This window comes from Methanobacterium paludis (assembly GCF_000214725.1).
In the GTDB taxonomy this organism is placed as follows: domain Archaea; phylum Methanobacteriota; class Methanobacteria; order Methanobacteriales; family Methanobacteriaceae; genus Methanobacterium_C; species Methanobacterium_C paludis.
In genome coordinates this window covers 2,533,248-2,546,541 of record NC_015574.1, presented here as the reverse complement: position 1 = coordinate 2,546,541, position 13,294 = coordinate 2,533,248, and the positions used below count along the sequence as shown (strand labels likewise).

Here is a 13,294-nt window from a genome sequence, read left to right as displayed (position 1 = left end):
ATTGGATAAAAACGTTTGAAAAAAATGTATGACAAATTTATTCAATCCTGCAAAAAAATCTTTATTTAAATTTTGTAAGTTGTGGAATTTTATGAAATATCAAGTTTTAATTTTTTTTATAAGTCCTTAATCGAGTGACAACCACTTTAATTGACAAATTAACTTAAAATATAGATTCAACTTAAAAAATTAAAAAATTTTCCAGGACTACTTCATCTTCCTGTACCTAATAAAACTTTCAGGGAATCTTCCCCTAAGGATATCCACGATTCCACGATTATCCAGGTCTTCAATAACTTTATGCTGAACTTTCAACTCATCATTGGCATCATCCAACTGCTTTTTAGTGACCTGTACTCGATGCTCAAGTTTGTTATGTTCCTGCCGCATGTTCTCGGAGTTATTGAGTTTCAGGTCTATCTCTTTGAGTTCCAATTCACTCATCCGTTTTTCCAGTGATTTCTTTTCATTCATCACGTCCTGGAGCTGTTCCTGTGTTCGTGCCAGTTTTTCTCTTAAGCCCTTGATTTCATTTTCTTTAAGGTTTAATTCATTCTCTAACTCTTCAACAGACGTTTCATCCTTATCATCTGTGTCAGGAAGGTTCTCAGCAGATCTTAATTTTCCACCGCAATCACATGCATCACTAACATTCTCTGGAAATTCTCCTTCTTGGAGTTTATAATGACGTTTACATTTATCACAGATGAGATAAACCATTTGAAACCACCTTGCTACGATTTTGGAATGTTATCCTTGAGTATATCACATTGAGTTTAAAATTACATCAGTTTAAAAAATCGTTTAGTACCTATTTTTAGATAAGATTTAGAAGCAAATAACTTTTAATCTTCACATCTGATATTTTTTTATCAATTGACATAACCACCAATAGACAGATGGATCATTCATAAGTGAATAGAAGTAAAAGTCAAAAAGTTGAATTTGAAGATAAAATCCTATGATCCTTAAAACTAACTGGGTTCTTACTATTGTTATTTTAATACAATCTTACATATTTCAGAGGGTTAAATAAGAAACTTATAATATTCTTTTAGCTTTCTTCAATTAAATTAGCTGTTTTAATAACTCGGGATTATTTAATAAATTAGATACATACCAAATTGTGAAAACAGAATGAAAACTTAGATTAATTTAAATTGAAAGGTTTGGATATGTATATTCCAGTGATGATCCGTGTCTAAAATACATTGGAGTAGTAAATAATCCGAATGGAAGTAGAAATAGATCTGAATAATTCTGTAATCCCGTCACTCTGTTCTATATCTCTATTTTGTAGGTCGATCGAATTTGAAATTGAATACAAAATTCACTCAGTTGGATAGAAATCAAAAAAAATAGTAAATAAATAAAGGGATTAGAAATGAACCCTTTTAGACAGTTTAATTGGCAGTGGAAGGTTTCTGAAAGGCATACCTTTGGTTTCCTCATGAACTTTCTTGACAAGTTCGTCAACAGTCATAGAAACTTTTTCACCGGTTTCACGAACGTTTATTGTTAGTTCGCCACCTTCAAGTTCCCTATCACCTATCACAACAACGTATGGAACCCAATCTTTACCTGCATTTCTTATTTTCTTTCCAACTGTTTCATGCATCTCATCAACGTCAACACGGACATTTTGGGCCTTTATCTCTTCTGCAAGTTTTAGTGCAAAGTCTGTGTGCCTTTCTGCAATTGGTATAACCCGTACCTGTGTTGGTTCAAGCCATATAGGGAGCATTGGTGGTTTTTCATCCATTTCAACGGCGGTTTTTTCAAGTAAACTGCATATAACCCTTTCAACACTTCCAGTTGGGCTGCAGTGGAGTATTATTGGGTTTATGTCTTCTTCTGATTCGTTTATATAGGTTATTCCGAACCTTTCACCACTTTCAACATCTATCTGGATGGTTGGATTTTCTATAGGCCTTCCAAGGTAGTCTATAGCTGCAAAGTCCATTTTAGCTATCCAATAGTGTTTTCTCTTTGGTAAGACTTCCATGAGCACTGGTTTACCTATTTTCGCCGCTGCGTTGTAGACCCATTCCTCGTTCTCCTTGAAAAACTCTGCTGTGGCCCTCATTATAACTTCGTAGTTGACTTCAAGGTCCACTCCAGTCTGTTTGCACATGTCTATCTGCTTGTCGAACTCCTCCATTGCATGGTCTATGTCGGCGCAGACTGTGTGCAGGTCTGGCATTGTGAATCCCCTCAACCTTTTAAGTCCTACAACCTCTCCCTTTTTCTCAAGACGGAAACTGTAGGTTGAAAGTTCGTACATGCCTATTGGAAGGTTTTTCCATGTTAGGAATGAATCTGCAAGAATTCTGAAGGCACCGAAACAGCATGCGTATCTGAGCATGAGCTCCTTGTTTTTAGTGCCTAAACGGTACTGACGTTCCCCGAATTTCTCTGCGTGCACCCTTATGGCCTCATCCGACAAATCGTACATTATAGGGGTCTCCACAGGCATTGCACCCCTCTCTGTCACGAGGTTGTAAACGTAGTCTGCAAGAAGGTCCCTGACAAGTCTGCCCTTAGGATACCAGCGGAGATGGCCTATATCTGCTGAAGGTTCATAGTCTGCCAGACTTTTCTCCCTCATAAGGCGTACATGTGGAGGTTCCTCACCTGTGGACTCCATTATTCCCAGTTCATTGCCCACAAGCTTTTTGAAGTCCTGATTTTGATATTCAAATTCTTCAGGGTCCTGGAGTTTTCCATCGACCATGATGTAGAATTTTGATTTTTCTTCCTCGGGTTTTTCTTCCTTTTTTTCAGGTTTTTCGGCTGTTATTGTCCTTGAAAGCTCTGAAAGTGGGTGTCCCTTACATGAAACTTCAAAGGATTTGTACCATCCAAATGGAGCCCTTCCAACAGGAATATCAAGCTCGTCCAGTCTTGACTCCATGTCCTGAAGTATTTTCTTTGCAGCGTCAGGTGAGCTTAAAGATGAGCTGAGGTGGGCGTATGGATATATAACCACATTTTTTGCCCCAACTTTAGCTAAGATATCTTTTATTTCCAGGATAGCGTTTTCAACCACTCCCTCTGGATTTTTCTCATCTTCCTTCTCGACTGCTGTGAAAACTACTAATGAATCTTTAAATTCACCTTTTTTCTTTTCATCGTCTATTTTTTCTGCTATTCTTGTTTTTGACCTTGTTTTATATTTTAAATAATCAGAATGAATCAGAAGTATCCTCATTTGACCACCTATTGAATTAAGCTATGAATAAAATTCGTTAGCATTAGTTATAATGTTATTTATGATTTACTCATTATTGGTTTTTGATAGTTTATGAATGCTTCCATCAAACCAATAATCAGCCCTTCAAGTCCTAATTTAACTAAATTTATGAATAAACATCTTTTTTTTATGAATAAAACATTAACCCCACATTGAATCATATAAAAAGGATTTATGCCTTATAAAACTACTTAATAGACCTTTTTTGTAGTTATATGCCTTATTAAACTTCTACGAAAAGTTTGTATATAACCATGGTCTAAATTGTTAGACATGAGCATGATTCATGATGATACATTACCAGATCTCAAAAGACTGACAGAAATTCTAAGAATTCTGGCCAAATACGAGTTTGGAAGCGTAGTTGAAAAGATAGGGCTAAAAAACCAGCTTCCTCTATCTGAACGATTTAAGAAAGGTAGTTCTATTGATGAATTTGACAGTTCAGTTTCAGAAAGACTCAGAATGGTTTTAGAAGAACTGGGCACCACCTTCATCAAGTTGGGACAGATATTAAGCACCAGACCAGACCTGGTGGGTGAAGAACTTGCCCAGGAATTTAGTAAACTTCAGGATTCAACTCCAGCATTTGAATTTGAAAAGATCAAATCTGTGATTGAAGAACAGCTTAAAAGTCCATTGGACGAAGTTTTCTCCAAATTTAATGAAGTTCCACTGGCTTCAGCTTCTGTTGGACAAGTCCATCAAGCTGTACTTAAAAATAAATCAAATGTTGCCGTGAAGGTTCAAAGACCCGGTCTGGAAAGGCAGGTAAATCAGGACATAAGACTTATGCACTACCTCGCCGACCTCATAGACAGGAGAATCCCCAAATGGAAGTATTACAATCTTCCAGGAATTGTGGACGAATTTGAACGATCCATATTAAAGGAGATGGATTATGGGCAGGAATCTAGGAACTCTAAGAGGTTCAAAGAAATATTCAAAGGCGACAGAACAGTTTACGTTCCTAAAATCTATAACGAACATTCCACAACCAAAGTTCTGACAATGGAGTTCATAGATGGGGTTAAAGTCCGGGACATTATGGAATCGGATGGATCGGAAGATAAATTCAATAGAAAGCTCATAGCCAAACGCGGCGCAGAATCCTACTTCAAACAGATTTTAATACACGGATTTTTTCATGCAGACCCCCATCCTAGCAACATCTACGTACTGAAACACAACATTATATGCTTTTTAGACTTTGGTATGATGGGCAGTATAGACGAGGAGTCCCGTGAAGACCTTGCAGAGCTGTTCATTTTTATAATAAACAACGATGTTAACGGAATAATAAATCAGTTAATTTACATGGGAATATTGAGTGAAAGTGTGGATAGAAAATCCATTAAATATGATCTCATGGATCTCATGGACAAGTACATCGGAACGGAAATTAAACAGGTGGGTAACGTGCTTCAGGACCTTTCAAGCTCCAATATACTTGAAAAGTACCAGATAAAATTCCCAAAAGAATTCGTGCTCCTGTCCCGCGTCATTACCATGATGGAGGACACGGGACAGAAACTGGATCCAGAGTTCAACGGTGTTGAAATAGCAAAACCATTTGTCAAAAAACTTTTAGTGCGAAAATTAAATCCAGCAAGACTCCTGGATTTTATAGGTGAAAATATCTTTGAGTTTGAACATCTGATGAAGATATTCCCTCGAAGCATAAGTAAAACCCTCATGAAACTTGAAGAAGGAAAAATAAACATTGAAATGGAACATAAAAATCTGGACATCATTTCAGGAAGCCTGGACAGGATAACCAACCGCATATCTCTTGCACTAATAATATCTGCCCTTATAATTGGTTCCTCACTTATAATGCAAACTAATAAAGGAATATTACTTCTAGGATTTCCATTTCTTGGAATAATAGGATTTGTTATAAGTGCCGTACTTGGAATGGCCCTTGTAATCTCTATTTTGAGGTACCGACAGATATAAGGGTAAATGAAGTTATAAACAATTTATAGATTAATAAAAACAGTTTATGGTTTATAGAACAGGTTTAAGATGGAAACAGCTTTAAACCATTAAAACATTTAGTAAACATAAAATTATACGAGTCATAAATCCATTTAATAATTTTAGGGGGTTTTTAAAGTGGAAAATGAAGTATTAAACACCATAAAAAATCGTAAAAGTGTTAGAAATTATCTGGATAAACACATCAGCAGAGAAGACCTGGAAACTTTGATAAAAGCAGGTATGGCCGCCCCAAGTGCAGTTGATTTAAGACCATGGGCTTTTATAGCTGTTATGGATAAATCAAACCTCATTTCCCTGGCTGATGTAATGCCTTTTGGTAAGATGCTCCCAAATGCAGGCGCAGCCGTGGTTGTCTGTGGCATTCCTGAAAAATCTGTACCGGGTGCTCCAGAATACTGGATTCAGGATTGTTCTGCTGCTTCAGAGAATATTCTCCTGGCTGCAGAGTCTATGGGACTTGGAACTGTCTGGTTGGGAGTTCATCCCATTCCAGAACGAGTTGAAGGTGTTAGGAATATTCTGAACATCCCTGAAAATGTTGTTCCTCTAAACATCATTTCAATAGGTTACCCTAAAGGTTTAGAAAAGCCCAGAGACAAATTCAACCCTGAAAATATTCATTGGGACAAGTGGTAACGCAAATGAATCAATTCAAACGAGCTTAACACTTCTCAAATTACTAATCTTCAATTATTATATGTAGTTTGAATTCTTTTTTAAAAATTTTTTTAGATAAAATATTTTACTAAGTCAACATGATCATTTTAAACCTAATGAGGACAAAAATGATAATATAAAATAATGTTGTACTATTGATTTTCAGATAGAAAATTTTGTTAGAAAAATTGTTACAGATAGAAGATATGATGACAAAAGACTCACGGTGATCAAATGAGAAGTGATATCATTAAAAAAGGCCTTCAGAGGGCTCCTCACAGATCTTTACTAAGGGCCTGCGGATTAACAGACCAAGAAATGAACAAACCATTTATAGGTGTGGCCAACAGTTTCACGGAAATAGTTCCAGGTCACATTCATCTCAACAAATTATCAGAAGCCGTAAAAAAAGGCATAACTGAAGCTGGTGGTGTAGCATTTGAATTTAACACCATGGCCATATGCGACGGTATAGCTATGAACCATGAAGGTATGCGCTACTCCCTGGCATCAAGGGAAATAATCGCCGATACTGTGGAAAGCGTTACCATGGCACATCAATTCGATGCGCTGGTACTCATACCAACCTGCGACAAGGTTGTCCCTGGAATGCTCATGGCAGCAGCCAGACTTGACATACCTGCAATAGTGGTCACAGGAGGTCCAATGCTGCCTGGGGAATTCCAGGGCAAACCTGTGGACTTCATAAATGTTTCTGAGGGTGTGGGTGCAGTTTTATCGGGTAAAATGTCCGAAAAAGAACTGGATGAGCTGGAGAAATGTGCATGCCCTGGTGCTGGATCCTGTGCCGGTCTTTTCACTGCCAACACAATGGCCTGCCTGACAGAAGCAATGGGAATGAGCCTAACAGGTTGCGCAACAGCCCATGCTGTTTCTGACAAAAAACTGCAGATTGCAGAGGCTTCAGGAAGGAAGATAATAGAACTTCTGGAGAAAAACATCACCCCCTCCCAGATAATGACACAGAAAGCGTTTGAAAATGCTGTGGCTGCTGATCTAGCCCTTGGTGGGTCAACCAACACCACACTACACATACCAGCAATTGCAAGCGAACTTGAAGGCATAAATGCAAACCTCGAACTTTTCGATGATCTAAGCCACAAAATACCCCATATAACTGCAATAAGACCAAGTGGATCCCACAGAATGCTGGATCTGGAGAATGCTGGGGGTATACCCGGAGTTTTAAGTGTTTTAAAGGACAAACTACATACAGACGCACTAACGTGCACAGGTAAAACACTTGAAGAAAACATTGAAGACATTGTGGTTTTGGACCATGATGTAATAAGGCCTCTGGACAATCCAATACATGAAGAAGGAGGAATAGCGGTTCTAAAAGGAAACCTTGCACCTAACGGATCCGTTGTTAAGCAGGGTGCTGTAAACTCAGATATGATGGTGCATGAAGGGCCTGCAAAGGTATTTAACAGCGAAGAAGAGTGTGTAGACGCTATCACAGGCGGCCAGATCAAAGAGGGAGATGTCATTGTTATCAGGTACGAGGGACCTAAAGGAGGTCCTGGAATGCGTGAAATGCTCAACCCAACTTCTGCAATATCAGGTATGGGAATTAAATCCGTTGCACTCATAACCGATGGAAGATTCTCAGGCGGTACAAGAGGCCCGTGTGTCGGCCATGTTTCACCGGAAGCAATGGAAAACGGTCCTATAGCTGCTGTTCGAAACGGTGACATCATAAAGATAGATATTCCAAACAGGACCCTTGAATTTGCAGTTGAGGAAAATGAAATTAAAAAACGGGTCCAAAATGCTGTTAAACCTGAAAGAAAAGTTAAAGGATGGCTTTCAAGATATATGAAGCTTGCAAGTTCAGCAGATAAGGGAGCTGTTCTAAGATAATGTTGAATTTATCCCAAAAGGTGTGAAGTATGGTAGATACCAAAGAAATAATAAGTTACGTTGCAATTATACTTATCGGAATAATCATTGCCCAGCATATGAACGTGGTTGTTTCAGGAAGTATGGAACCCGTTTTTTACAGAGGGGACGTTGTTGTAATTGAAAAAACCGACTTTTTAGGGTTAAATGAAATAAATGCAAGTGACTTGAGCGTTGGTAATATCGTAATCTATCACGCCACATGGTTCCCAGATCCTGTGATACATCGAATCATCTATAAAGGACAAGATTCTCAGGGTAAGACATATTACATAACGAAGGGTGATAACAATCCTGTTCAAGACCCTGTAGTGGTGTATCCAGATCAGGTGGAGGCCAAAGTTATAAATATTGGCAACACCCCGCTGATAATACCAAAAATTGGATATATAACCCTCTGGATCAGAGGATTATAATTTAATCCATTTTAACGAGCAATTTATTATAGTGATCAATATAAATGCTCTTTTTACATTTTTTATTGGATTTCATTAATTTAAAACAGCACAAAGTAGCTTAATTAATAATTTAAAGCTTAACAAATTACTAAAATCTGAGTAGTTAAATTAGAATCTTAAGATCTTAATAGTTAAATTGGCATTATTAAGGGAAGAACATTTAGGTTAGGGAACATTTTAGGATTTAAAGGTGAAGTTATGTATAGAATACTAAAAAAAGAAGCAGTAAAATCATTGGAAAATGCAATTGAGGCGTTAGGTTGGGGAATATCCGGAAATATCAAGGTTGAAGAACCCCCTAACTCTGATATGGGGGACATTGCCAGTTCAGTTTCATTCCAGCTTGCAAAGCAGCTCAAAAGATCTCCAATGGAAATAACACAGGAGATAATGGATAAAATAGAGGCTCCGGAAATATTCAGCAGGGTTGAATCAAAGGGTCCCTACATAAACTTCTTTGCAGATTACAACAAATTCGCAAAACTAGTTTTAGAATCTGTAGACGATGATTATGGAAGGTTAGAATCAAAAAACACGAAAATAATCCTTGAACATACATCTGCAAACCCAAACGGGCCACTCCATATAGGACATATACGTAACTCAATAATAGGAGATTCATTAGCTCGAATATTGAGAAAAGCAGGTTATGAAGTTGAAACCCAGTACTACGTAAATGATATGGGCAGGCAGATAGCCATGATAGTGTGGGGACTTCTTAACATGGATTACCAGATGGATCCCAAGGGAAAGCCAGACCATGAGATTGGAAAGCTTTACTTCAATGTAAACGAAAAATTACGTGCTAATCCTGAACTTAAAAGTGAAATTAACACCATACTAAAAAGATATGAGAAGGGGAAGGAGAAAGAACTTCAGGAACTTTTCAAAACCGTGGTTGAAAAATGTATTGAGGGAATAAAAATCACTTCAAAACGTTTGAACATCGAACACGATGCATTCACATGGGAAAGCACATTCGTGAAAAACGGAGATGTGGAAAATATATTAAAAACCTTGGAAGGATGTATAAAAAGAAATGAAGTTCCATATCTTGATCTTAACGAGTACGGCATAGAAAAAGAGCTCATACTCACAAGATCAGATGGAACATCGTTATATGCCACAAGAGACCTGGCTTACCATCTCTATAAATCTAAAAACTTCGACGAGATCGTTGATGTCCTTGGATCAGACCATAAACTTGCAGTAAAACAGTTAAGTGCCGTTTTAGGGATGCTTGGCGGTAAAACTCCATACGTTATATTTTATGAGTTCATAACTCTCCCAGAAGGTTCAATGTCCACACGTAGGGGTGTTTTCATAAGTGTTGACGATCTCATGGAGGAAGCTGTCCAGCGCGCAATGAAGGAGATGGAGACCAGAAGACCCGACCTAAATGGGGATGAAAAAACATTGATCGCAGAAAAAGTGGGTATTGGGGCTATAAGGTATTACATAGCAAGACTATCCCCTGAAAAGCATGTAGTGTTCAAATGGAATGAAGCACTGAGCTTTGAGCGTGGCTGCGCATCAATACAGTACTCACACGCCCGGGCCTGCAAACTTCTTGAGAAAGCAGGGTACCGAGTTGGAGACACTGCTCCAAGATATGAAGATATTGCTGATTGGAACCTTGAAGACCCATTTGAAATTGAACTTGTGAAGACCATGTCCAAATTTTCAACGGTAATAGAGGAATCAGCAAAAACAAGGAGAGTGCACAACCTGGCCCAGTACGCCCAGGACCTTGCAGGAGCCTTCAACAAGTTTTACAAATCAGTGCCTGTGATCGATTCAGATAAAGAAGCTTTAAGACTGCTTTTAGTTGATAAGGCTAGGATAACCATTAGAAACTGTTTAGAGCTCATGGGGATCGATGCACCTGTTTCAATGTAAAATCTGAAGTTTGAGAAAACAGCAAAAAGGTATACACTTAAATTAACAATAATTTAGGCGAAATTTTTTTTTTAAACTTTTTAAACTTTAATTTTTAATTTTTAAAATTTTTTAGGGCCAAATTAATTTATTTTCGATCAATACTAATTTTAATTGGTTATTTAAACAAAAAGGAGATAAATTCTTTTTATCTTTAATTTTGAAAAAAATCCAGATAAAAATTTAAAAGAATGTATTTTTTCTATTTTTTCTTTAAAAAAAATCCCACAAGACTGATTCAAAAAAATATTCAAAAAAAAAGATATTTAAAATAATTATTTTAATTATTTTATGTTAATTTATCTTAATTATTATTTTAACTTTAAAATGGTTAAGTTAAAAGATGTTTAAAGGTCTGTTAACAGTTCGTAAAGCACTGCCTTCTGGGTGTGCATCCTGTTTTCTGCCTGGTCCCATATAACAGATTGAGGGCAGTTTATCACTTCATCAGTTATTTCCTGACCCCTAATGGCAGGTAAACAGTGCATCACTATTGCATCTGGTTTTACATGTTTTAAAAGTTCCATGTTAACCTGATAATCCTTAAAATCTTCTTCACGTTTTGAAGCTTCCTCTTCATCACCCATACTTACCCATACGTCGGTATAAACTACATCTGCACCTTTAATTCCCTCTGAAACGTTGCTGGTTATTTCTATTTTGGATCCGGATTTTTCAGCGTATTTCTGGGCCTGTTTAAATATTTCCTGGTCTGGTTCGTATCCCTGTGGACATACAGCAGTCATGTCCATGCCAACAAGTGCAGCTGCAAGAAGTAACGAGTTGCAAACGTTGTTTCCATCCCCTACAAATGCTAGTTTAACCTTGTACGTACCTTTATTCTCGTATATGGTTAGAAGATCTGTGAGAGCCTGACATGGATGTTCAACATTTGTTAAACCGTTTATAACCGGTACGTTAGAGTATTCAGCAAATTTAACAACATCATCATGTTCTTTGGCCCTTATCATCACACCGTCAACGTATCTGGTCATTGCCCTTGCTGTGTCCTCGATTATTTCCCCGCGACCGAGCTGCAGGTCTTCTGTAGATAGGTAAAGACCGCTGCCTCCAAGGTGGAACATAGCCACTTCAAAGGAGACCCTTGTCCTTGTTGATGCCTTCTGAAAGATCATTGCAAGCGTCTTACTTTTAAGCGGTTCGCCCATTATAGGGTCTTTTTTAAACTTTTCCGCCTGTTCAAGTATCTCAAATATATTTTCCTTTACATCTGTGACTGATAAAAGATGTTTCATTAATATTCATCCCCAAAAAACATGTGATATTGATTATTAAATTAAGATATAAATTTTTAAGATATCTTATGGAACCATTATTTATTATGGAACCTTTATTTAAAGGTTGTTATTCGGACGGATCCTTGATAGAAAGCGTTTTAAATTATTCTCAACCAGAATCCATACCGAAAACATGTTTTATTACGTTTAGCTCTTCTTTATTTTTGATTTAACTATATGTTGGGAGTTCTTCTTAAGTTCTTCCTTGAAGTTCATTCAATCTGATCATGGAAAACTTTCAATTGAATTCCATATAAGACCCTGAATTATCTCTAAGAAACACTCCGAGAGTTATTCATAGGAAACCTCCAAGGAGCTTGCTCTTAAAATTTATTATTCCCTAACCTATCAATTCCTTTTTAGTTCCCTCTAATTTTTTCCATGTGCCTGATCCTCTTTTCTATGAGCTCTGCTGTTCCCACATCGCTACGGTGGTACACATCGCCCTTCACATGGCCTGTAACTTTTTCACAAATTTCTTCTGCTTCTGCTATGCTGTCACCAATTCCAACAAGTCCAAGTGCCCTTGATGAAGACGTGTATATTTTATCATCCTTCTGGTTCACAGCCGCGTAGTAAACAATGGCCCCTGCATCATTTATTTTGGCCTCATCCACGTTCAAAACCTGGTTGGCTGCTTTAGTTTCAGGGTATCCTCTTGGAACTACGTACTTACAGACAGTTGCCTTGCTTTCAAAATCGGCCTTTTTAAGGTTTCCATCAACTATGCCCTCGGATAGTTCAACAAAGCTTGAATTTAGAAGAGGGAGCACGTTCATGGCTTCCGGGTCTCCGAACCTTGCGTTGTACTCGACAAGTCTTGGCCCGTTTTTACATAGCATGAACTGACCGTAGAGAATTCCCCGGTATGGTCCAACTTCTGTTTTAATAGCCTTCACAGTGTCTTCCATTATCTTAACAGATTCATCGTAACTTTTCTGATCTAAAAATGGGAGTAAGCCATTTTTATCGGAATAAGATCCCATTCCCCCAGTTATAGGTCCCTGATCCCCCTCAAATGCATGAGGGTGATCCTGGGCAGCAGGCATAGGCACAACGTGGCTTCCATCAACAAAAGCCTGGACTGTGAATTCTTCACCAACAAGCCTTTCTTCTATTACCACCTTAGGATGGCCACTTATCTTGTTGTCTATTATCTCTTTTATGTAACTTTTGGCATCAGAAGCATCTTTAAGGTGCTCTCCCATAATTTTAACACCTTTACCACCTGTTAATCCCACAGGTTTTATAACAACATCCTCACCAAAGTCCTCTATGAAGTCTCCGGCATCATGGGTGTTGTCAAAGACCTTGTAAACCAGGGACCCTGGTATTTTATGGTCCTCAAAAAGGTTTCTCATGAAGGCTTTGTCGGTTTCTATCCTGGCTGCTTCCTTTGTTGGGCCAACACATCCTATTCCTTCTTCTTGAAGTGCGTCAACTATTCCCATCTCAAGGGGTGCCTCCGGACCTATTACTGTCATGTCTATTCTATTGTCCAGTGCGTACTTTTTAACCGCTTCAATGTCTTTCTCGCTTGAAATCTTGAATTTTGATATCCTGGCTATTCCAGGGTTTTTGTTACTCATTATTGAGTGTAATTCGGCTTCGTTTCCGATGGCCCTACATATTGCATGTTCCCTTGCTCCGGTTCCTACAACAAGAATTCTCATATTAAAGTCCTCCTCATATGTAAATCTTATAAATCTGTACCCTTATAAAAATGGGGGGCCAAATTTTGTAAACAGAATTAAAATGAGTAT

General features: G+C 37.9%; 9 protein-coding genes. 5 read left to right on the top strand and 4 right to left on the bottom strand.

Features of this window, described 5'->3' with window-relative positions; translation table 11 throughout:
- Positions 1 to 207: 207 nt before the first annotated feature.
- On the bottom strand, positions 208 to 720 hold the full coding sequence (locus tag MSWAN_RS12135; protein WP_013826944.1) for a coiled-coil domain-containing protein: 513 nt from the start codon (positions 718 to 720) through the stop codon (positions 208 to 210).
- 658 nt (positions 721 to 1,378) lie between these two features.
- Positions 1,379 to 3,211: a threonine--tRNA ligase gene (locus MSWAN_RS12130; protein ID WP_013826943.1), complete on the bottom strand. Its 1,833-nt coding sequence runs from the start codon at positions 3,209 to 3,211 to the stop codon at positions 1,379 to 1,381.
- 321 nt (positions 3,212 to 3,532) lie between these two features.
- On the opposite strand from MSWAN_RS12130, the gene MSWAN_RS12125 reads away from it, so the two are divergent.
- From MSWAN_RS12125 to argS, 5 genes are all read left to right on the top strand, one after another.
- Positions 3,533 to 5,212 carry an ABC1 kinase family protein gene (locus MSWAN_RS12125; protein WP_227716969.1) on the top strand — a complete coding sequence of 560 codons (1,680 nt, stop codon included), beginning with the start codon at positions 3,533 to 3,535 and terminating at the stop codon, positions 5,210 to 5,212.
- A gap of 159 nt (positions 5,213 to 5,371) precedes the next feature.
- The gene (locus tag MSWAN_RS12120; RefSeq protein WP_013826941.1) at positions 5,372 to 5,893 is read left to right on the top strand and encodes a nitroreductase family protein; all 522 of its coding nucleotides are present in this window, start codon (positions 5,372 to 5,374) and stop codon (positions 5,891 to 5,893) included.
- A gap of 255 nt (positions 5,894 to 6,148) precedes the next feature.
- Positions 6,149 to 7,798, top strand: a complete 1,650-nt coding sequence (gene ilvD / locus MSWAN_RS12115) for a dihydroxy-acid dehydratase (RefSeq protein ID WP_013826940.1) — start codon at positions 6,149 to 6,151, stop codon at positions 7,796 to 7,798.
- A 29-nt stretch (positions 7,799 to 7,827) separates the two neighbouring features.
- On the top strand, positions 7,828 to 8,253 hold the full coding sequence (locus MSWAN_RS12110) for a signal peptidase I (RefSeq protein ID WP_013826939.1): 426 nt from the start codon (positions 7,828 to 7,830) through the stop codon (positions 8,251 to 8,253).
- A gap of 240 nt (positions 8,254 to 8,493) precedes the next feature.
- On the top strand, positions 8,494 to 10,194 hold the full coding sequence (gene argS, locus MSWAN_RS12105; RefSeq protein WP_013826938.1) for an arginine--tRNA ligase: 1,701 nt from the start codon (positions 8,494 to 8,496) through the stop codon (positions 10,192 to 10,194).
- Positions 10,195 to 10,580: 386 nt separating this feature from the next.
- Here the strand turns inward: argS and argF are convergent, their stop codons facing one another.
- Both argF and purD read right to left on the bottom strand, forming a co-directional pair.
- Positions 10,581 to 11,489 carry an ornithine carbamoyltransferase gene (argF, locus tag MSWAN_RS12100; protein WP_013826937.1) on the bottom strand — a complete coding sequence of 303 codons (909 nt, stop codon included), beginning with the start codon at positions 11,487 to 11,489 and terminating at the stop codon, positions 10,581 to 10,583.
- 401 nt (positions 11,490 to 11,890) lie between these two features.
- Entirely contained in the window at positions 11,891 to 13,204 is a 1,314-nt protein-coding gene (gene purD, locus MSWAN_RS12095) for a phosphoribosylamine--glycine ligase (protein ID WP_013826936.1), read from the bottom strand.
- Between the last annotated feature and the right edge of the window lie 90 nt (positions 13,205 to 13,294).

Excerpts from the sequence above, each read along its gene's own strand:
- MSWAN_RS12135 (WP_013826944.1), bottom strand. The coding sequence starts at position 720 with ATGGTTTATCTCATCTGTGATAAATGTAAACGTCATTATAAACTCCAA.
- MSWAN_RS12130 (WP_013826943.1), bottom strand. The coding sequence starts at position 3,211 with ATGAGGATACTTCTGATTCATTCTGATTATTTAAAATATAAAACAAGG.
- MSWAN_RS12125 (WP_227716969.1), top strand. The coding sequence starts at position 3,533 with ATGATTCATGATGATACATTACCAGATCTCAAAAGACTGACAGAAATT.
- ilvD (WP_013826940.1), top strand. The coding sequence starts at position 6,149 with ATGAGAAGTGATATCATTAAAAAAGGCCTTCAGAGGGCTCCTCACAGA.
- MSWAN_RS12110 (WP_013826939.1), top strand. The coding sequence starts at position 7,828 with ATGGTAGATACCAAAGAAATAATAAGTTACGTTGCAATTATACTTATC.
- argS (WP_013826938.1), top strand. The coding sequence starts at position 8,494 with ATGTATAGAATACTAAAAAAAGAAGCAGTAAAATCATTGGAAAATGCA.
- argF (WP_013826937.1), bottom strand. The coding sequence starts at position 11,489 with ATGAAACATCTTTTATCAGTCACAGATGTAAAGGAAAATATATTTGAG.
- purD (WP_013826936.1), bottom strand. The coding sequence starts at position 13,204 with ATGAGAATTCTTGTTGTAGGAACCGGAGCAAGGGAACATGCAATATGT.